The organism is Pseudomonas sp. DR 5-09 (genome assembly GCF_001655595.1).
In the GTDB taxonomy this organism is placed as follows: Bacteria; Pseudomonadota; Gammaproteobacteria; order Pseudomonadales; family Pseudomonadaceae; genus Aquipseudomonas; species Aquipseudomonas pharyngis.
In genome coordinates this window covers 6224683-6243540 of sequence record NZ_CP011566.1, presented here as the reverse complement: position 1 = coordinate 6243540, position 18858 = coordinate 6224683, and the positions used below count along the sequence as shown (strand labels likewise).

Genomic DNA, 18858 nt, shown 5'->3' with positions numbered 1-18858 from the left:
CGGCGACACACAGAGGCTATCGACGATGGTCCAGTCTGCCTAGTTCATGGACAGCACCGCAGTTTGAAGGACATTTCCCAAGGATTTGCGAGGTAGAGGAACAAGAAACCACAGCCTTCTGCAGCTCCTACAGGAATGTGTTTCTTCAGGTGTAGGACGGGGGGATGGTGTGACGCGGAGCGTCACGGGAGGCATTCCCACGCGGAGCGTGGGAAAGATCAGGTTGTGGGGCGTAAATCGTGACTTGGCAGTCATCATGCGAGAAAAGACCTGCATCGTCTTCTATCAATCCAGAATAGTGGCGAATCCGTCCGAATCCCTTACACTCCCCCAGCCGTTCATTTCCCTTTTGAGGCTGTGCGCATGAAATTTCGTTTTCTTCTGTGGATGCTGGGTCTGTTGATGGGTAAGGCCAGTCGGACAAATCCTGCGTTCCAGCAGCAGTTGGGTGACAAGGATCTGGTGTTTCAGCTACAGACTCTGGACGGGAAGGTGGCGCGGCATTTCGTGGTGAAAGATCAGCGCATTACCAGCAAGTCCGGGGTGGTGGCGGAGCCGGCGTTTGCGATTGCCTTTAAAGACGCGGCGTTCGGGTTTGCCACGATGCAGGCCAAGAACAAGCAGTTGGCATTCATGCAGGGGATTCAGGACAAGTCGATCCAGCTCAAGGGGAATCCGGCGCTGGTGATGTGGTTTCAGGGGTTGATGAAGTATTTGAAGCCGCGGAAGGCGAAGGCCAAGGCTGCTTGAGTATTGCGTGAGGCTGTGACGCGGAGCGTCATGGACTGCATTCCCACGCAGAGCGTGGGAACTATCAAATACAAAGGCCCCACACTCGGTTGAGTGTGGGGCCTTTTTTATGAGCGCAAATCAGGCCTGGCTGAACTGCGAAGCCAGTTCGCGCAGGAGGACTTCGGCTTCCAGGACTTTGCTGACAACGTCATTGGCCTTGTCGCGGCTCAGGCCAACGCGTTCCAGCAGCGCATCCGGAATGTCTTCATCCGGGCCGGAGCCGATCCCGCGACTGCGCAGCAGGCGCACGGCCAGGCAGACGAGGTTCGGGTATTCGGCGTAGGCGCCGTCGTAGTTCGGGTCGTGCTGGAAGCGCAGGGCGGTGGCCAGTTCGTCGGGCATGTCCCAGTAGCGCATCAGCCAGGAGCCGATCTGTTCGCGGCTGATGCCCAGCAGGTGCTGCTCGACATAGCTGTGGCACAGGTGCGGGTTGACCTCCAGGTGGCGGCAGATCAGCGAGAAGTGCGGCGGGAACACGTGGGCCAGCAGCAGGTAGCCGAAGTTATGCAGCAGACCGGCGAGGTAGGTCAGGCCGGATTCCGGGCGCTGGGCACGTGGCATGGCGCGGGTCAGGCCTTCGATGACGGCGGCGGTGTAGATCGACTGCTGCCAGTACGGCGTGGTGTGCTGCGGGTGGTCTTTCGGCAGGCTCAGGGTCTTGCCGAGGGCCAGGCCCAGCGCCAGGTTGATCACCAGATCGAAGCCCAGCACGCGGACGATCGCGTCTTCCACCGAACGGATCTTGCCCGGCGAGGCGTAGTACGGCGACGCCGCCCAGCTCACCACTTGCGCGGCCAGTGCCGGGTCGGTTTCGACCACGCCGGTGATGTCGTCGATGGTGGCGTTCGGGTCGACGCGCAGCTTGATGATTTTTTGTGCGGTTTCGGCCAGCGGCGGAATCTCGATGGTCGCTTCCAGACGCTGCTGGATGCGTCGCGCGGTGAACGCCTGCACGGCCTGGGTGATTTCCTCGCGGTCATCGTCCGGGCGGTCGAGGTTCGGACGGATGCTGCTCAGGGCTTCGCCAAAGTTGGCGGCGCTGGCCTTGGTCAGCATGGTCTTGAAGTCTTCGCTGGCGATTTCCAGCAGCAGGCCCGGCTCGCCGGAGTTGATCAGCAACTTCGGCTCGCGCAGCAGGCCTTCTTCGTAGAGGCACGGCGAGCTGGTCAGCGCCGGCAGGCCCGGCAGCAGGCTCAGGCTGTGTTTGCCGAGCATCTTTTCCAGGCGCTCGGTGGACACGGCGGTCAGGCGACGGCCCGTCAGCTCGGCGAGGCGGTTGAGATCCAGCAACTGGCTCTGTGGAAACAGCACCATCAGCGCACCGACCGCGTCGTCCAGCAACACGGCCTGCACTTTGCGCGAGGCATTGAGGCCGTGGTGGTCGAGCACTTCTTCGTAGGCGATGCCCAGCTTGTTGAGCAGCAGCCGAATAACAGACGGAGCGTGCGGGAGTTCGGGGGCGAGAGCAGCTTCGGTCATGGTCTGTATCCGTTTTTGAAACAATTGCAGGAGTATAACCAGCTTGGTTGGAACGAGCTGTCAGAAACTGCGACGGTGCTCACACTTGGCCGTATTGCTGCCCGTGTCGCAGCCAGCGGTCGAGCAACGGGCTGACGTGGGTAGGCCAGCGTTCGAGCAAAGCCTGGGCGGCATCGCGCACGGCGGGCAGCAGATCGGCGTCGCGCATCAGGTCGGCGACCTTGAATTGCAGCAGGCCGGTCTGGCGGGTGCCGAGCATTTCGCCGGGGCCGCGCAGTTCGAGGTCTTTTTCGGCGATGACGAAACCATCGTTGGTCTCGCGCATGATGCCCAGGCGCTGGCGGCCGATCTGCGACAGCGGCGGATGGTAGAGCAGCACGCAATGGCTGACCGCGCTGCCCCGACCGACGCGGCCGCGCAACTGGTGCAGCTGCGCGAGGCCCAGGCGTTCAGGGTTTTCGATGATCATCAGGCTGGCGTTGGGTACGTCCACACCGACTTCGATCACGGTGGTGGCGACCAGCAGTTGCAGGTTGCCGGCCTTGAATTCGGCCATGACGGCGGCTTTCTCGGCGGGTTTCATGCGGCCGTGGATCAGCCCGACCTTCAGTTCGCCGAGGGCGGCGGTCAGGTCTTCAAACGTGGTTTCGGCGGCCTGACAGGTCAGCTCTTCGGACTCTTCGATCAGCGTGCACACCCAATAGGCCTGACGGCCTTCGGCGCAGGCGCTGCGCACCCGTTCAATGACTTCGACGCGGCGGGTGTCGGTGACCAGCACGGTGTTGACCGGGGTTCGGCCGGGCGGCAATTCGTCGAGGATCGAGGTGTCGAGGTCGGCGTAGGCGCTCATCGCCAGCGTCCGCGGAATCGGCGTGGCGGTCATGATCAATTGATGCGGGCACATGCGCCCGCCGACGCCTTTCTGCCGTAACGCCAGACGCTGCTGCACGCCGAAGCGGTGTTGTTCGTCGATGATCACCAGAGCGAGGTTCTTGAACTGCACTTCATCCTGGAACAGCGCGTGAGTGCCGACCACCATCGGCGTGCCGCTGGCGATCTGTTCCAGCGCGGCGACGCGGTTCTTGCCCTTGAGCTTGCCGGCCAGCCACGCCACGTCGATGCCCAGCGGTTCGAGCCAGCGCTTGAAGGTGATGAAGTGCTGCTCGGCGAGGATCTCGGTCGGCGCCATCAGCGCGACCTGATAGCCCGCTTCCAGCGCTTGCAGCGCAGCGAGGGCGGCGACCACGGTTTTGCCCGCGCCGACGTCGCCCTGAATCAGCCGCAGCATCGGTTCGTGCTGGCTGAGGTCGTAGGCGATTTCGTTGCCGACCCGTTGCTGAGCGCCGGTCGGATTGAAGCCGAGGTTGGCCAGGTATTTCGCCGGCAGTCTGGTGGCTTTCGGCATCGCCGGCGCACGCAGGGAGCGCATGCTTTCACGCAGGCGTTGCTGGGACAGTTGATGAGTCAGCAGTTCTTCGAAAGCCAGACGATGCTGGGCCCAGTGATGGCCGAGGGCGAGTTCGTCGACGTCGGCATCGGCGGGCGGGTTGTGCAGGTAGCGGATCGCGTCGGCCAGCGGCGCCAATTGGTAGTCGCGGGCCAGTTCGGTCGGCAACCAGTCGGGCAGGGTGGATGGCTTGAGCAGGGTCAACGTCTGCATGCACAACTGACGCAGACGCGCCTGGGTCAAGCCTTCGGTCAGCGGGTAGACCGGGGTCAGAGTTTCATCCACCGGCGGCGGTTCGTCGCCGTTGATGGCGCGGTATTCCGGGTGGTAGATCTCCAGCCCCGAGGCGCCGGGCCGGGCTTCGCCGTAGCAGCGAATCCGCGTGCCGCGCTTGAGACCTTCTTTCTGCGCGTTGCTGAAGTGGTAGAAGCGCAGGCTCAAGCCGCCGGTGCCGTCCTGCAAGCGCACGACGAGGCTGCGGCGCCGGCCCATGACCACGTCGGCGCCGCTGACGGTGCCTTCGACCACGGCGTCCTGCCCCGGCCGCAACGCGCCGATCGGCACCACTCGGGTGCGATCCTGATAACGCAGCGGCAGGTGGAACAGCACGTCCTGGAGGTTTTCCAGACCGACCTTGGCCAGTTTCTCGGCCATGGCTTCACCGACACCCTTGAGTGCGGTGACCGAGACCTGCGACAGCTCAGTCATGACGCTGGCTTAACCGGCCGTGACCGGCGCGGCAGGCTTGGCGACCGAGCACAGGCGAATGGAGTCGGCGAGGATCTCGATGGCTTTCGGCCGTGGGAAGCTGGCGCGCCAGGCGATGGCCACGGTGCGGAACGGCACCGGTGCCGACAGCGGGCGCACTTCGATTACGCCCGGAGCGTAGTGGTGGCTGTCCACCGCCGACAGCGGCAGGATCGAGATGCCCAGACCGGACGCGACCATGTGGCGAATGGTTTCCAGCGAGCTGGATTCGACCGTGGTGTGCTTGGCGCCGTCGTTGCCCTTGGTCAGGGTCGGGCAGGCTTCCAGCACTTGATCGCGGAAGCAGTGACCTTCGCCGAGCAGCAGCAGGCTCTTGTCGTTGAGCAGGGCGGCGTCGATGGATTCTTTCTGGGTCCACGGGTGCTGGGCCGGCATCAGGACGTAGAACGGCTCGTCGTAGAGTTGCAGGGTCAGCACGTCGGCTTCGTTGAACGGCAGGGCGATGATGATCGCGTCGAGCTCGCCGTTGCGCAGTTTGTCGCGCAACACGTGGGTGAAGTTTTCTTCGATGTACAACGGCATCTGCGGGGCGACCCGGTGCAGTTGCGGAATCAGGTGCGGGAACAGGTACGGGCCGACGGTGTAGATCGCGCCGACTTTCAGCGGGGCGGTCAGCTGGTTCTTGCCGGCCTGGGCCAGCTCGCGGATGCCCTGGGCCTGCTCCAGCACTTTCTGCGCCTGGGCGACGATGCCTTCGCCGACCGGGGTCAGGCGCACGGCGCTTTTGCTGCGCTCGAAAATCAGCACACCGAGTTCGTCTTCAAGCTTTTTCACGCCCACCGACAGGGTCGGCTGGCTGACGTGGCAACGCTCGGCCGCGTGGCCGAAATGCTGCTCTTGGGCGAGGGTAACGATGTAGCGTAATTCTGTGAGAGTCATAGCAAGCGTCCATGAAGATGCGGGCCAAGCATACCGGCTGCAATCGATAGACGCACGTTATCAGACTGAGTGATGAATGCGACACCGGGCAATGCCGGTTTGCCGTGGATGGATAAGCGAAAGGCACCTTTCGGTGCCTTTTGGGCCTGGTTCTCTCGGCTGAGCACTTAACCCTGTGGGAGCGGGCTTGCTCGCGAATGGGCCGTGTCAGTCAATATTGAGCTAACTGAAGCACCGCATTCGCGAGCAAGCCCGCTCCCACACTTGATCAGCGGCGTCTTTCGAGGGAGTACACAAACGGCGCAACGATTTCGATCGCGCCATTGGTCAGCATGTCGGCCGGTGGCTTGGGCAGCGGCTGGGCGCGGCGGATCATTTCCAGGGTGGCCCGGTCCAGATCGGCGTTGCCGGAGCGACCCACCAGTTCGAACGACAGCACGTTGCCTTCGCCATCGACCACGAAACGCAACCGGTTCAAGCCTTCCTTGCCCCGTGCCTGAGCACTGGCCGGGTACTTCTTGTACTTGGCCAGATGCGCGAGCAGGGTGCCTTGCCAGCTGGCCTTGGCGGCCAATTGTGCAGGCGACGGGCCCGGTGCAGGCTGGGCGGATTTCTCCGTCGGGGCCTGAGTCGGCTGGGTATCGGCCGGCTTCTCTTCGGACGGTTTCTCCTTCGGCGGATCGGGCAGTTTCTTCTCGATCGGCTTCGGCGGTTTGGGTTTCGGCTTGGGCTTCGGTTTCGGTACCGCGATCTCGGCTTTCGGCGCTTCGGCCAGTTTCGGGATCGGCAGTTCCTCAACCGGAGCCGGTGGCTGCGGTGGTGTGACGACTTTCGGCGGTGCAGGCGGTGGCGGGGCTGGAACCGGTGCCAGCTCGACCATCATTGCCTGCGGCGGCAATTCGATGGGCGGGCGGACGTTCCAGTTCAGCGCCAGCGCGATGGCCAGCGCGTGAACACCCAGCACCACGGCCAGGCTACCGCTGTAACGCGTCAGCTTATGGCGCGTGGTGATCATTTCTTGACTGCGCTCTCGAGTCCGACCAGACCGACCTTCAGGTAACCGGCGGCGCGCAGGTTATCCATCACGCTCATCAGGTCGCCGTAATCCACGCCTTTGTCGGCCTGGAAGAAGATCGTCGTGTCTTTCTTGCCCTGAGTCTTGGCGTCGAGGACTGCGCCGAGGGTTTCGGCTTTCACTTCGTCATCGCCAATGAACAGGCGCTGGTCAGCCTTCACGCTGAGGAACACCGGTTTCTCTGGCCGCGGCGCCGGTTTGGCGGTCGAGGCAGGCAGGTCAACCTTGATGTCCACGGTGGCCAGCGGCGCGGCCACCATGAAGATGATCAACAGCACCAGCATCACGTCGATGAACGGCGTGACGTTGATTTCGTGGTTCTCGGCCAGATCGTCGTCTGCGCCTTCTTTCAAATGCAGGCCCATGGCCGATTACCCCACTTTCACCATGTGCGGTTGCGAGCTGTTGCGCTCAGGCTGGTGGTCGAGGTCGCGGCTGACCAGCAGCAGCACCTGAGCCGACGCATCGGACACCTGAGCCTTGTAACCGGCGATGGAGCGGGCGAAGACGTTGTAGATGACCACGGCAGGAATCGCGGCAACCAGACCCAGTGCGGTAGCCAGCAGCGCTTCAGCGATACCCGGTGCTACGACGGCAAGGTTGGTGGTCTGGGTTTTGGCGATGCCGATGAAGCTGTTCATGATGCCCCACACGGTACCGAACAGGCCGACGAACGGTGCGGTGGAACCGATGGTGGCGAGTACGCCGGTGCCGCTGCTCATGTTGCGGCCACAGGCGGCCACCAGACGCTCGAGACGGAAGCTGACGCGTTCCTTGATGCCTTCTTTTTCGCGGGCGTTGGTCGACAGGCGCATTTCTTCCAGCGCGTCGTGTACCAGCAGGTTGGCGAGGGTGCCTTCCTTCGCGGCGGTGGCGCTGGCCTCTTTGAGCGTGGCGGCTTTTTTCAGGGCGGCAATCTCGCCGCGCAGACGACGCTTGGCGCCCATCAGCTCGAAGCCCTTGGCGATCCAGATGGTCCAGGTGATGATCGAGGCGATGGCCAGACCGATCATCACGGCTTTAACGATGACGTCGGCGTTCTGGTACATGCCCCATGGCGACAGGTCGTGGGCCATGCCCAGGGTGTTGTCGGCTTCGAGGACTTCCGGCGCGTCGGCGGCGCTGGCGTCTACGGCCTGCACCGGGTCGGTCGCGGCAGGTGCGGCGGCCGGAGCGCTTTGCTCGGTGGCGGCTGGCGCGGCCGGGGCTTGTGCGTCAGCGAAGGCGGCGGCTGGCGCCAGCATCAGGCTGACCAGCAGGGCAGCCACGGCGCTCCAGGCGCGAGGTCGGTTGGTTGGCGAAGCGGAGTTTTGAATGCGTGTCATGCTGGCCGGACCTGAGATAGAAAAACGGTAATGCTCTTCCAGGCCTCGTGAGGCCGAGAACAAAAGTGGCGTGCATTATTGCAAGTAATTCTTGTTAACAGAAGTAATAGAGTTGCTTTTTTTCCTTCATTGCTAGCCGCTCGTCCCTTGCCGAGGCTAGTCTGTCGCTTTCCGATGGGAGATTTTTGATGTCCGCGCCTTCTGTTTTGATCGCCGGTTGTGGTGATGTCGGCAGTCGTCTGGCCACGCAATTGCTGGCTGCCGGCTTCCAGGTCTATGGCCTGCGCCGTGATATTTCGCGTTTGCCGGACGGCGTTATCGGTGTCGCCGGTGACTTGTTCAATGAAGATTGCCCCGAGACCTGGCCGGTGGGCGCTATCGATTACCTGGTGTATAGCGCAGCGGCCACTGATCACGATGAGGCCGGTTATCGCGCCGCTTATGTTCAGGGTTTGCAGCATGTGCTGGGTTGGCTGAACGATTATGGGCAGGAGCCTGAGCGGTTGCTGTTTGTTTCCAGCAGCAGTGTTTACGGGCAGCAGAACGGCGAATGGGTCGATGAAAAATCCGAAACCGTCGCCGCTGGTTATTCCGGCCGGGTGATGCTGGAGGCTGAGCAGGTTGCGCTCAACAGCGGCATTCCAGCGAGCATCGTGCGCCTGACGGGTATTTATGGCCCCGGCCGTGAGTGGCTGCTGACTCAGGTGCGGCGTGGTTATCGGGTGGCGGTCGATCCGCCGCTGTATGGCAATCGCATTCATGCCGATGACGCGGCAGGGTTGATGGCGTTTCTGCTGGAGGCGACTCGCAAGGGCGAGGCGCTGGATGACATCTATATCGGCGTGGACGACGCGCCGGCGCCGCTGGCCGAGGTGGTGGCCTGGTTGCGTGAGTATCTGGGGGTCACCGAATGGTCGGAAGACGAGAGCGTGCGTCGCACCGGCAGCAAACGTTGCAGCAATGCCCGGGCGAAGGCGCTGGGATGGGTGCCGAAGTATCCGAGTTATCGCGAGGGGTATGCCGCGATTCTTGAGGGGCGCTGCTGACTTTCAGGCATTACAAAGTAAATGTGGGAGCGAGCCTGCTCGCGATGAGGTCATAACATTCAACATTGATGCTGACTGTCAGACTGCTATCGCGAGCAGGCTCGCTCCCACATGGGATCTCTGTAGCTTCAGAGGCTGGTTACTGTTTTTCGAGCAACCACTTGCGCTCACCCGGGGTGAACTGCGGTTGTTCATCCGCCAGTGCCGTGTTCACGGCCTGCAGGATTTCCAGCTCTTTGCCCTTGCGAACAAAGATCCAGTTGTTGCCCTGGCCGTTCTGCTGCAACCACATGCTGTCGTTGCCGCTGCTCATCGATGCGCAATCGCCTGCGAGGCACAGTGCATAGCGGTCGGCACCCGGCAGGCCGGAGACTTGGCCGTCAGCCTGGAACTGCACGGTGGCGCCTTCGCCCTGGCCGCTGGTGATCGTCCAGTTGCCGCCCAGATAAGCGGAATACAGCGCGCGTTCGAAGCTGGCGCCGATCGGTGCGCCTTCCGGCACCGGAATCTGCGCGCGGTCGAACACCTGTTCCGGTTCGTTTTCGTTGGCGGCTTGTTGCAGTTGACCACCGTCACGTTTCAGCTCGCTGGCGGAGCTGCCATAGAAGTCGACTTTCCAGGCGCCGGACTGTTCGCCGAGCAAGCGACCTTCGACGTTTTCGAAACCGTTGGTGTAGCGGGCCTGGCCGGCCTTGGTGTTGACGTCCCACTCCAGGTTCGGGCCGTAAGCCTGAAGCGCTTCGCGCAGGGGGCCGCCCTTGGCAGCGGCATCGATGGCGACCTGATTGATCCAGGTGCCGCTGATGTCACGGTCGGCAGGGTTGCTGGCGCAACCGCCGAGGAAAATGGCGAGCAGCGAGAGAGCAAGCGCTTTGCGCATGGTGGAATCCTTTCAAAACCTTTTCTTTACCGCAGAGCAGTCGGCGCGGCGTGAGGTCGCGCCGTGCGCATTACTCGATGACCAGAATGGCATCCATTTCAACCTGCGAACCCTTTGGCAGGGCTGCCACACCGATGGCGGCGCGCGCTGGGTACGGCTGGTCGAAGTACTTGCCCATGATCTCGTTGACCTTGGCGAAGTGGCTCAGGTCGGTGAGGAAGATGTTCAGCTTGACGATGTCCTTGAACGAACCGCCGGCGGCTTCGGCCACGGCTTTCAGGTTCTCGAACACCTGGACGGTCTGGGCTTCGAAGCCTTCGACCAGTTCCATGGTTTTTGGATCGAGGGGAATCTGACCCGACATGTAAACGGTGTTACCGGCCTTGATCGCCTGGGAGTAAGTGCCGATGGCGGCCGGGGCCTTGTCGCTGGTGATAACAGTCTTGGTCATGTATGACTCCTTGTAATGTTTGAGTTATGCACGCATGCGGGTGATGCGGATCACCCCGGTCAGGGCGCGCAGTTTCTTGATCACGCGGGCCAGGTGCACACGGTCGTGGACGCTGACCACCAACTGGACAACGCTGATGCGACCATCGCGTTCGTCCATGCTGATTTTCTCGATATTGCCGTCGGCTGCGTTGACGCTGCTGGCCAGCAGCGCGATCAGGCCGCGCTGATGTTCCAGCTCGACGCGCAGTTCGACGTTGAATTCGCCGGTGACATCCTTGGCCCATGAGAGCTGGATGCATTTTTCCGGGTTGTGCCTGATTTCGCTGATGTTGCGGCAGTTGTCCAGGTGCACGACCATTCCTTTGCCCGCCGACAGGTGACCGACAATCGGGTCGCCCGGGATCGGCGTACAGCATTTGGCGTAGCTGAGGACCAGGCCTTCGGTGCCGCGAATCGCCAGCGGACCTTCCGGACTTGGCAGTTGTTCACCTTCACCGAGTAGGCGGCGCGCCACGACGTAGGCCATGCGGTTGCCCAGGCCGATGTCTTCCAGCAAGTCTTCGATCAGTTCGAGGCGGTACTCGGTGAGCATCGCCTTCACGCGTTCGGCCGGGATCTGTTCCAGTGCGCTGTCGAAGCCGTTGAGCACCTTGTTCAGCAGGCGTTCGCCGAGGCTGATGGATTCGGAGCGGCGTTGCAGTTTCAGCGCGTGGCGGATATGGGTTCGCGCCTTGCCGGTGACCACGAAGTTGAGCCACGCCGGGTTCGGCCGTGCGCCGGGAGCGCTGACGATCTCGACCGTGGAGCCGCTTTGCAGCGGTTCGGACAGCGGCGCGAGACGACGGTTGATCCGGCAGGCGATGCAGCTGTTGCCGACGTCGGTGTGTACCGCGTAGGCAAAGTCGACCGCCGTGGAGCCTTTGGGCAGCTCCATGATCCGGCCTTTGGGCGTGAACACGTAGACCTCGTCCGGGAACAGGTCGATCTTCACGCTCTCGATGAATTCCAGCGAGTTGCCGGCACGTTGCTGCATTTCCAGCACGCCTTTGACCCACTGACGGGCGCGGGCATGGGTGCCTTTCGGCTGCTCGTCACCGCTGGATTTGTACAGCCAATGGGCGGCGATGCCGTTGTTGGCCATCTCTTCCATTTCGCGGGTGCGGATCTGGATCTCGATCGGTACGCCGTGCATGCCGAACAGCGTGGTGTGCAGGGACTGATAGCCGTTGGCCTTGGGGATCGCGATGTAATCCTTGAAGCGCCCCGGCAACGGTTTGTACAAATTATGTACGGCACCCAGCACGCGGTAGCAGGTATCGACCTTGTCGACGATGATCCGGAACGCGTAGACGTCCATGATCTCGTTGAAGGCCCGACGCTTGCCGCGCATTTTCTTGTAGATGCCGTAAAGGTGTTTCTGGCGACCGCTGACTTCACCCTGGATGCCGTCGATGGCGAGGCAGTGGCCAAGGGATTCTTCGATCTTGTTGACGATTTCCTTGCGGTTACCCCGGGCGCGCTTGACCGCCTGGTAGATACGCGCGGAACGCATCGGGTGCATCGCCTTGAAGCCGAGGTCTTCGAACTCGATGCGGATCGCGTGCATGCCCAGCCGGTTGGCGATGGGGGCGTAGATCTCGAGGGTTTCCTTGGCGATGCGTCGGCGTTTTTCGCCGGACAGCACTTCCAGCGTACGCATGTTGTGCAGACGGTCGGCGAGCTTCACCAGGATCACGCGAATGTCGCGCGCCATGGCCATGGCCATCTTCTGGAAGTTTTCAGCCTGGGCTTCGGCCTTGGTCTCGAAGTTCATCTGGGTCAGTTTGCTGACCCCGTCGACCAGTTCGGCCACGGTTTCACCGAACTGCGCTTGCAGCGCCTCTTTGGCGATACCGGTGTCTTCGATCACGTCATGCAGCATCGCGGCCATCAGGCTTTGATGGTCCATGTGCATGTCGGCAAGAATATTCGCCACGGCAAGAGGATGCGTGACGTACGCCTCGCCGCTGCGGCGGCGTTGGCCGTCGTGGGCTTGTTCGGCGTAGAAATACGCTCGGCGGACCAGGTTGACCTGGTCGTTGCCGAGGTAGGTCGATAAGCGATCGGCGAGGGCGTCTATGCTCGGCATGATGTCTCCTGCCGTAAGCTGTGATCCCGCGCCGTGCTACGTCGACCAGGCATAGGCTTAGACGGCCTCGTTGGACTCGTCCTCGAACGCAGCGAAGACCGGGTCTTCGTGGACGATTTCCTGCTCGGCGATGAACTCGTAGCTCATCAGGCCTTCAGCGATTTCACGCAGCGCAACTACGGTCGGTTTGTCGTTTTCCCACTGAACCAGGGGCTCTTTGCCGCCGGTGGCCAGTTGACGGGCACGCTTGGTAGAGAGCATGACCAGCTCAAAGCGGTTTTCCACGTGTTCTAGGCAGTCTTCAACGGTTACGCGGGCCATGGTATTCCTCGGAGCGAATGCAATATGCGCGCTGCCCGGTTGGGCGAGCGGACTCAACAGTTTAAAAAATCACCAGCGATTAGGGAAGCGCTGATTTTTTGACCAGACTCTTCAACGCGCTGCAAGTGCCAATGTAAAGCCCTTGCAGCGGTTTTGGGAAGTGCTGTTTCAGCCGAGCAATTCAGCCAGCAATTTGCCGAAACGCACTTGCTGACGTTTCTGTTGCAGCTGATTGGCGCGGAAAATCGCCTTCAGATCGTCCAGCGCGTGGGCGAAATCATCGTTGATGATCAGGTAGTCGTACTCGACGTAGTGGCTCATCTCGCTGACCGCTTCACGCATCCGGCCGTCGATGATGTCGTCGCTGTCCTGGCCACGGTTGGTCAGGCGCTGGTGCAGGGCCTGCAGCGATGGCGGCAGAATGAAGATCGAACGGGCCTGCGGCATTAGCTTGCGCACTTGCTCGGCGCCTTGCCAGTCGATTTCCAGAATCAGGTCGTGGCCTTCGTCCAGGGTCTGCTGCAGACGGCTTTGCGAGGTGCCGTAGAAGTTGCCGAAGACTTCGGCGCGTTCGAGGAAATCGCCGTGCTCGCCCATCTTCACGAACTCTTCGCGGGTCACGAAGTGATAGTTCACGCCGTCCACTTCGCCCGGGCGCATGGCGCGGGTGGTGTGGGAAATCGAGACGCGGATTTCCGGATCGGCGTCGGTCAGGGCCTTGACCAGACTGCTCTTGCCCGCGCCCGAGGGGGCGGAAATGATGTACAGGGTGCCGGTGCTGTGGGTCATGTCGGGGGTAGCCTTACTCAATATTCTGCACTTGTTCGCGCATCTGCTCGATCAACACCTTGAGGTTGACCGCCGCTTGGGTGCTGCGCGGGTCGAAGGCCTTGGAGCCCAGTGTGTTGGCTTCGCGGTTGAGCTCCTGCATCAGGAAGTCCAGGCGCCGGCCGGCGGCACCGCCGGACTTGAGCACCCGGCGAACTTCGATGATGTGGGTGCTCAGGCGATCCAGTTCTTCGGCCACGTCGCTCTTTTGCGCGAGGATGACCATTTCCTGTTCCAGGCGCTGCGGGTCCAGTTCGGCCTTCATGTCGGCGAAACGGTCGAGGACTTTCTGGCGCTGGGTGGCGAGCATCTGCGGAACCAGTTCGCGCAGGGTCACCACATCTTCCTCGATGGCGGTCAGGCGATCGTTGATCAGGCGGGCCAACTCCGCGCCCTCGCGCTCGCGGCCGGCCTTGAGGTCTTTCAGGCCTTGATTGAACAGGGCCAGCGCCTCGGCGTTCAGCGCCTGCGGGTCGGTGGCGTCGGCGACCAGTACGCCTGGCCAGGCCAGCACTTCCAGCGGGTTCAGCGCGGCCGGGTTCTTGATCAGGCCAGCAACGGTTTCGGCAGCAGCGACCAGTTGCGCGGCGCGCTCGCGATCCACCTGCAGCGGCTTGCCGGTGCTTTCCTCGGTGAAACGCAGGGTGCATTCCAGTTTGCCGCGCGACAGGCCCTGGCGCAGGGCTTCGCGGACAGCGCCTTCGAGGTCGCGAAACGACTCCGGCAGGCGCAGGTGGGGTTCCAGGTAACGGCTGTTGACCGAGCGCAGTTCCCAGCTCAGGGTGCCCTGGACGCCGGCTTTTTCGACGCGGGCGAAGGCGGTCATGCTGTGCACCATGGGGTGACCTCGCGATACAGATCGGCGCGAATTGAAGCTCCGCAGCTCGATATCAATGAATTTAAGCCGACTGGCAGCAAAGGCGCAGGATTGTAGCGCAGTGCGGCAGATGCGCCCAAACACACGGTGTGACAAAGGGCTGCAGGCCGTCGGCGAAGCGCGTTTCAGGGCCTTCGGTCGTCGGCCGGATTTTTTAACGAGTGCCCAGGCGCGGTGCGCGGCTCTATAATGCTCCGCAGTTTTCCGTCCCCAGTACAGGTATCTCCTATGAAACGTCCAAGTGGTCGCGCTGCCGATCAGCTCCGCTCGATCCGCATTACCCGCAACTACACCAAACACGCCGAGGGATCGGTACTGGTCGAATTCGGTGATACCAAAGTCATCTGCACCGTCAGCGTCGAAAACGGCGTGCCGCGTTTCCTCAAAGGCCAGGGCCAGGGTTGGCTGACCGCCGAATACGGCATGCTGCCGCGCGCCACCGGCGAGCGTAACCAGCGTGAAGCCAGCCGTGGCAAGCAGGGCGGTCGTACCCTGGAAATCCAGCGCCTGATCGGCCGCTCCCTGCGCGCCGCGCTGGACATGTCCAAGCTGGGCGACGTCACCCTGTACGTCGACTGCGACGTGATCCAGGCCGACGGCGGTACCCGCACTGCGTCGATCACCGGCGCCATGGTTGCGCTGGTCGATGCACTGAAAGTGATCAAGAAGCGCGGCGGCCTGAAAGGCGGCGACCCGCTCAAGCAAATGATCGGTGCTGTTTCCGTGGGCATGTACCAGGGCGAGCCGGTGCTGGATCTGGACTATCTTGAAGACTCTGCCGCCGAGACCGACCTCAACGTGGTGATGACCAGCACCGGTGGCTTCATTGAGGTGCAGGGCACCGCCGAAGGCGCGCCGTTCCAGCCTGAAGAGCTGAACGCGATGCTGGAGCTGGCGAAGAAAGGCATGAACGAGATCTTCGAACTGCAAAAGGCTGCACTGGCCGACTGAGCAGGTTCGTAACCCGCAAGGAGGACGCAATGAGTGGTGAGCAAGAGTTGCTGCCCAAGCCGAGCCAGGAGGTTCGCCAATGGGCCATGTTTTGTCACTTGTCCGCCTTGCTGGGGATCTGGATTCCGTTCGGCACGCTGATCGGGCCGCTGGTCCTGTGGCAGATGAAGCGCGAGACCGATCCGTTCATCGACGCCCAGGGCAAGGAAGCGCTGAATTTCCAGATCACCGTGGCGATCGCTTCGATGATCTGCTTCGTGCTGATGCTGCTGATTATCGGATTCGTGCTGTTCGGCCTGCTGGCCATTGCGGCGCTGGTGCTGACAATTATCGGTGGAGTGAAAGCCAACGAAGGTTTCCCGTATCGCTATCCGTTCACTTGGCGGTTGATCAAATAGCATCCGGCCGAAAGGTGCATGTTGGAATAATCAATCCGCATATTTAAAAGCCCTGACTTGTCAGGGCTTTTTTGCAACTCAATAAACCTGTAATGCTTGTAGGAATAATCTTTCTGCGATGAGTGGTAGAGGATATTTAATATATTCATCAGCCTTACATTTTTAGTCACAAGTACGTTGCCTTTATGTTGCCGAAGGACATTGGCAGCATGACTTTATGCTTGCTATGGTTGCCGCACGTTATATTCCTTCAGAAATATTTCGATATGTTCAAGCCATCGAAGGCTTTTGAATTCCAGTGTTTCCGGTGTTGAACAGTTCGCCGGTTCATGAGGCGTATCCAGGGAAAGTTCGCCTCTGAATATATAGCCAAGAATAATCCAGATGATTCAGCTCGATTTCTACGGCACGCTCGTGGCCGCTTCACTCGTACTTCTGCTGGGGCGTGGCCTTGTTGCCCGTGTTGGTGTACTGCGCAATTTCAATATTCCCGAACCCGTTGCGGGTGGGTTGTTGGTTGCGCTGGTTCTTCTGGTATTGCGAGCGCTCGATATAGAAGTTCGTTTCGATACCTCATTGCAGACACCGCTCATGCTGGCGTTTTTTGCCACTATCGGTCTGAGTGCCGATTTCGCCAGTCTCAAGAAGGGCGGTCGCGTAGTCGGAATGTTCTTGTTAGCGGTCATCGGCCTTCTGATTCTGCAAAACGCCATGGGTATCGGACTCGCAAAAGTGCTTGGCCTTGATCCGCTGATGGGGCTGCTGACGGGGTCGATTACCCTGGCGGGCGGTCACGGTACCGGCGCTGCATGGGGCGCGGTATTCAATGAGAAGTACGGCCTGGCCTCCGCCTCGGAACTGGCGATCGCCTCTGCGACGTTCGGTCTTGTACTGGGTGGTCTGATAGGCGGTCCGGTTGCTCGTTTACTCATCAAGCGTGTGGAAGTGCCTGGCTGCAACGCCCAGGCGCCGCAAAGCCTGCCACGGGGCTTCGAGCAGCCGAACAAAGAGCGCTCGATCACGCCATTTTCCTTTATCGAAACCCTGGCTCTGATCGCGGTCAGCTTGCTGGCGGGTAATCTTCTTAATGGCCTGCTTCACGGCACGGCATTCGAATTGCCGACGTTCGTTTGCGTGCTGTTCGTGGGCGTGGTGCTGCGCAACGGTCTTTCAGCGCTGGGGTTGTATCAGGTGTTTGAACGTGAAGTCTCGGTGTTGGGGAATGTCAGCCTCTCGCTGTTTCTGGCGATCGCCCTGATGTCGCTCAAATTGTGGGATCTGGCGGCGTTGGCGTTGCCGATCTTCATCATTCTGGCTGTACAGGCGCTGGTCATGGCGCTGTTCGCGATCTTTGTGACGTTCCGGATGATGGGCAGTAACTACGATGCTGCCGTACTGGCGGCGGGGCACTGCGGTTTTGGTCTCGGTGCCACGCCGACTGCCATCGCTAACATGCAAGTGGTTACGCAACGCTATGGGCCTTCGCAGATCGCGTTTTTGGTCGTACCGATGGTGGGGGCGTTCTTCATCGACATTATTAATGTCATCGTGATCAAGCTGTATCTGATGCTGCCTTTCTTCGCCGTCATCTGAGTTCGATTTCACTTCGAACGCAGGCAAAAAAATGCCCGTATCTTGTGATACGGGCATTTTTTCAACTACGAAACTGCGCTTAGATAGTCAGCGTCCAGTCGTAGTCGACGATCAGCGGCGCGTGCTGCGAGAACCGTGGCTGACGCGGCAGGCGTGCGCTGCGCACGAAGCGCCGCAGCCCTGGAGTCAGGATCTGGTAGTCGAAGCGCCAGCCCAGATTCAGCATCTCGGCCTGTTCGTTGTCCGGCCACCAGCTGTACTGGTCGCCTTCGCGGCTGACTTCGCGCAAGGCGTCGACATAACCCATGTTGCCGACAATCTCGTCCATCCAGGCACGTTCCGGCGCCAGGAAGCCGGGGGATTGCTGGCTGTCGCGCCAGTTCTTGATGTCGAGCTTCTGCTGCGCGACGTACAGCGAGCCACAATAAATGTACTCGCGACGTTTGCGCCGCTGTTTGTCCAGGTACTTGCCGAAATCGTCCATGAGCTTGAACTTCTGGTTCAAGTCCTCATCGCCGTTCATCCCCGAAGGAAGCAGCAAGGTGGCAATACTGACTTTGTCGAAATCTGCTTGCAGGTAGCGCCCGTAGCGGTCGGCCGTCTCGAATCCGAGACCGCTGATGACAGCCTTCGGTTGCAACCGCGAATACAAAGCCACGCCACCTTGGGCAGGGACTTCAGCATCGCAGGCATAAAGGAAGTAGCCATCCAGTTGGAAGGCTGGGTCGTCCAGTTCAAAGGCGGAGGCACGGGTGTCCTGCAGGCAGATGACGTCGGCATTCTGTGCCTGCAGCCAACTGAGCAAACCGCGCTCGACTGCAGCCTGAATACCATTGACGTTCACACTGATGATCCGCATAAATGGCCCCAAAAATCGCGTGCGTGTATGATACACGGCGTCAAGCTAATTAGCTAAATCCGTGGTATTTGGGGTTTTTTTCATGCAAGCGTATCAGCGCGATTTCATTCGTTTTGCCATCGATCGCGGCGTTTTGCGCTTCGGTGAGTTCACCCTGAAGTCCGGGCGCACCAGTCCTTACTTCTTCAATGCCGGCCTGTTCAACTCGGGTTCGGCCCTGGCGCAGCTCGGTCGTTTCTATGCCGCTGCCATCGCCGAGAGCGGCATTCCGTTCGACGTGCTGTTCGGCCCGGCCTACAAAGGCATCCCGTTGGCGGCAACCACAGCCGTGGCACTGGCCGAACACCACAACCGTGACCTGCCATGGTGCTTCAACCGCAAGGAAGCCAAGGCCCACGGCGAGGGCGGCAGCCTGGTCGGCGCACCGCTGACCGGTGAAGTGCTGATCATCGACGACGTGATCACCGCCGGCACCGCCATCCGTGAAGTGATGCAGATCATCGCTTCCCAGGACGGCGCCAAGGCCGCCGGCGTGCTGATCGCCCTGAACCGTCAGGAGCGCGGTAACGGCGAGCTGTCGGCAATCCAGGAAGTCGAGCGTGATTTCGGCATCCCGGTCATCAGCATCGTGTCGCTGAACCAGGTGCTGGAATTCCTGGCTGACGATCCGCAGCTCAAGCAGCACCTGCCAGCCGTTGAAGCCTATCGCGCCCAGTTCGGCGTCTGATCGCAGCTTCAGGCAAAAAAAGACCCCGCTCA

At 61.0% G+C, this 18858-nt stretch carries 19 protein-coding genes; 6 read left to right on the top strand and 13 right to left on the bottom strand.

Features of this window, described 5'->3' with window-relative positions; genetic code table 11:
• The first annotated feature begins 363 nt into the window (after positions 1–363).
• Complete coding sequence (locus PDR5_RS28215; protein ID WP_007954413.1) at positions 364–750, top strand: SCP2 sterol-binding domain-containing protein; 387 nt, start codon at positions 364–366, stop codon at positions 748–750.
• Between the two features lie 120 nt (positions 751–870).
• On the opposite strand, the gene PDR5_RS28210 is transcribed toward PDR5_RS28215, so the two are convergent.
• From PDR5_RS28210 to exbB, 6 genes are all read right to left on the bottom strand, one after another.
• Complete coding sequence (locus PDR5_RS28210; RefSeq protein WP_064600432.1) at positions 871–2271, bottom strand: aminoacyl-tRNA deacylase and HDOD domain-containing protein; 1401 nt, start codon at positions 2269–2271, stop codon at positions 871–873.
• Positions 2272–2350: 79 nt separating this feature from the next.
• Complete coding sequence (gene recG / locus PDR5_RS28205; RefSeq protein ID WP_064600430.1) at positions 2351–4426, bottom strand: ATP-dependent DNA helicase RecG; 2076 nt, start codon at positions 4424–4426, stop codon at positions 2351–2353.
• A gap of 9 nt (positions 4427–4435) precedes the next feature.
• Positions 4436–5365 (bottom strand): hydrogen peroxide-inducible genes activator, encoded by a 930-nt coding sequence (locus tag PDR5_RS28200; RefSeq protein ID WP_007954418.1) that lies wholly within the window; start codon positions 5363–5365, stop codon positions 4436–4438.
• A gap of 268 nt (positions 5366–5633) precedes the next feature.
• Entirely contained in the window at positions 5634–6380 is a 747-nt protein-coding gene (locus tag PDR5_RS28195) for a TonB family protein (protein WP_064600428.1), read from the bottom strand.
• Positions 6377–6805, bottom strand: a complete 429-nt coding sequence (exbD, locus tag PDR5_RS28190) for a TonB system transport protein ExbD (RefSeq protein ID WP_039765185.1) — start codon at positions 6803–6805, stop codon at positions 6377–6379. Before exbD ends, PDR5_RS28195 begins: the two co-directional genes overlap by 4 nt.
• Positions 6806–6811: 6 nt before the next feature.
• Entirely contained in the window at positions 6812–7765 is a 954-nt protein-coding gene (gene exbB / locus PDR5_RS28185; RefSeq protein ID WP_064600426.1) for a tonB-system energizer ExbB, read from the bottom strand.
• Between the two features lie 188 nt (positions 7766–7953).
• On the opposite strand from exbB, the gene PDR5_RS28180 reads away from it, so the two are divergent.
• Positions 7954–8811 (top strand): SDR family oxidoreductase, encoded by an 858-nt coding sequence (locus PDR5_RS28180; RefSeq protein ID WP_064600424.1) that lies wholly within the window; start codon positions 7954–7956, stop codon positions 8809–8811.
• A gap of 139 nt (positions 8812–8950) precedes the next feature.
• On the opposite strand, the gene PDR5_RS28175 is transcribed toward PDR5_RS28180, so the two are convergent.
• The 6 genes from PDR5_RS28175 to PDR5_RS28150 all read right to left on the bottom strand — a co-directional run bounded on the left by PDR5_RS28175 (position 8951) and on the right by PDR5_RS28150 (position 14259).
• The gene (locus tag PDR5_RS28175; RefSeq protein WP_007954437.1) at positions 8951–9691 is read right to left on the bottom strand and encodes a hypothetical protein; all 741 of its coding nucleotides are present in this window, start codon (positions 9689–9691) and stop codon (positions 8951–8953) included.
• 70 nt (positions 9692–9761) lie between these two features.
• Positions 9762–10142: a RidA family protein gene (locus PDR5_RS28170; RefSeq protein WP_003229509.1), complete on the bottom strand. Its 381-nt coding sequence runs from the start codon at positions 10140–10142 to the stop codon at positions 9762–9764.
• Between the two features lie 24 nt (positions 10143–10166).
• Entirely contained in the window at positions 10167–12272 is a 2106-nt protein-coding gene (gene spoT / locus PDR5_RS28165; protein WP_007954439.1) for a bifunctional GTP diphosphokinase/guanosine-3',5'-bis pyrophosphate 3'-pyrophosphohydrolase, read from the bottom strand.
• A gap of 57 nt (positions 12273–12329) precedes the next feature.
• Positions 12330–12593: a DNA-directed RNA polymerase subunit omega gene (rpoZ, locus tag PDR5_RS28160; protein ID WP_003229503.1), complete on the bottom strand. Its 264-nt coding sequence runs from the start codon at positions 12591–12593 to the stop codon at positions 12330–12332.
• Positions 12594–12761: 168 nt separating this feature from the next.
• Complete coding sequence (gmk, locus tag PDR5_RS28155; RefSeq protein WP_064600422.1) at positions 12762–13382, bottom strand: guanylate kinase; 621 nt, start codon at positions 13380–13382, stop codon at positions 12762–12764.
• 13 nt (positions 13383–13395) lie between these two features.
• Entirely contained in the window at positions 13396–14259 is an 864-nt protein-coding gene (locus PDR5_RS28150; protein WP_064600420.1) for a YicC/YloC family endoribonuclease, read from the bottom strand.
• Positions 14260–14526: 267 nt separating this feature from the next.
• Between PDR5_RS28150 and rph the strand changes: the two genes are divergently transcribed.
• The 3 genes from rph (at position 14527) to gltS (ending at position 17240) form a co-directional block, all read left to right on the top strand.
• The gene (rph, locus tag PDR5_RS28145; protein WP_003229494.1) at positions 14527–15249 is read left to right on the top strand and encodes a ribonuclease PH; all 723 of its coding nucleotides are present in this window, start codon (positions 14527–14529) and stop codon (positions 15247–15249) included.
• Positions 15250–15278: 29 nt separating this feature from the next.
• Positions 15279–15647 carry a DUF4870 domain-containing protein gene (locus PDR5_RS28140; protein ID WP_064600417.1) on the top strand — a complete coding sequence of 123 codons (369 nt, stop codon included), beginning with the start codon at positions 15279–15281 and terminating at the stop codon, positions 15645–15647.
• 384 nt (positions 15648–16031) lie between these two features.
• The gene (gene gltS, locus PDR5_RS28135) at positions 16032–17240 is read left to right on the top strand and encodes a sodium/glutamate symporter (protein WP_064600414.1); all 1209 of its coding nucleotides are present in this window, start codon (positions 16032–16034) and stop codon (positions 17238–17240) included.
• A 79-nt stretch (positions 17241–17319) separates the two neighbouring features.
• On the opposite strand, the gene PDR5_RS28130 is transcribed toward gltS, so the two are convergent.
• Entirely contained in the window at positions 17320–18099 is a 780-nt protein-coding gene (locus PDR5_RS28130; protein ID WP_007920349.1) for an exodeoxyribonuclease III, read from the bottom strand.
• Between the two features lie 82 nt (positions 18100–18181).
• On the opposite strand from PDR5_RS28130, the gene pyrE reads away from it, so the two are divergent.
• Complete coding sequence (pyrE, locus tag PDR5_RS28125; RefSeq protein WP_007954442.1) at positions 18182–18826, top strand: orotate phosphoribosyltransferase; 645 nt, start codon at positions 18182–18184, stop codon at positions 18824–18826.
• Positions 18827–18858 lie beyond the last annotated feature (32 nt).

Coding starts and splice junctions, on each gene's coding strand:
- PDR5_RS28215 (WP_007954413.1), top strand. CDS start 364: ATGAAATTTCGTTTTCTTCTGTGGATGCTGGGTCTGTTGATGGGTAAG.
- PDR5_RS28210 (WP_064600432.1), bottom strand. CDS start 2,271: ATGACCGAAGCTGCTCTCGCCCCCGAACTCCCGCACGCTCCGTCTGTT.
- recG (WP_064600430.1), bottom strand. CDS start 4,426: ATGACTGAGCTGTCGCAGGTCTCGGTCACCGCACTCAAGGGTGTCGGT.
- PDR5_RS28200 (WP_007954418.1), bottom strand. CDS start 5,365: ATGACTCTCACAGAATTACGCTACATCGTTACCCTCGCCCAAGAGCAG.
- PDR5_RS28195 (WP_064600428.1), bottom strand. CDS start 6,380: ATGATCACCACGCGCCATAAGCTGACGCGTTACAGCGGTAGCCTGGCC.
- exbD (WP_039765185.1), bottom strand. CDS start 6,805: ATGGGCCTGCATTTGAAAGAAGGCGCAGACGACGATCTGGCCGAGAAC.
- exbB (WP_064600426.1), bottom strand. CDS start 7,765: ATGACACGCATTCAAAACTCCGCTTCGCCAACCAACCGACCTCGCGCC.
- PDR5_RS28180 (WP_064600424.1), top strand. CDS start 7,954: ATGTCCGCGCCTTCTGTTTTGATCGCCGGTTGTGGTGATGTCGGCAGT.
- PDR5_RS28175 (WP_007954437.1), bottom strand. CDS start 9,691: ATGCGCAAAGCGCTTGCTCTCTCGCTGCTCGCCATTTTCCTCGGCGGT.
- PDR5_RS28170 (WP_003229509.1), bottom strand. CDS start 10,142: ATGACCAAGACTGTTATCACCAGCGACAAGGCCCCGGCCGCCATCGGC.
- spoT (WP_007954439.1), bottom strand. CDS start 12,272: ATGCCGAGCATAGACGCCCTCGCCGATCGCTTATCGACCTACCTCGGC.
- rpoZ (WP_003229503.1), bottom strand. CDS start 12,593: ATGGCCCGCGTAACCGTTGAAGACTGCCTAGAACACGTGGAAAACCGC.
- gmk (WP_064600422.1), bottom strand. CDS start 13,382: ATGACCCACAGCACCGGCACCCTGTACATCATTTCCGCCCCCTCGGGC.
- PDR5_RS28150 (WP_064600420.1), bottom strand. CDS start 14,259: ATGGTGCACAGCATGACCGCCTTCGCCCGCGTCGAAAAAGCCGGCGTC.
- rph (WP_003229494.1), top strand. CDS start 14,527: ATGAAACGTCCAAGTGGTCGCGCTGCCGATCAGCTCCGCTCGATCCGC.
- PDR5_RS28140 (WP_064600417.1), top strand. CDS start 15,279: ATGAGTGGTGAGCAAGAGTTGCTGCCCAAGCCGAGCCAGGAGGTTCGC.
- gltS (WP_064600414.1), top strand. CDS start 16,032: ATGATTCAGCTCGATTTCTACGGCACGCTCGTGGCCGCTTCACTCGTA.
- PDR5_RS28130 (WP_007920349.1), bottom strand. CDS start 18,099: ATGCGGATCATCAGTGTGAACGTCAATGGTATTCAGGCTGCAGTCGAG.
- pyrE (WP_007954442.1), top strand. CDS start 18,182: ATGCAAGCGTATCAGCGCGATTTCATTCGTTTTGCCATCGATCGCGGC.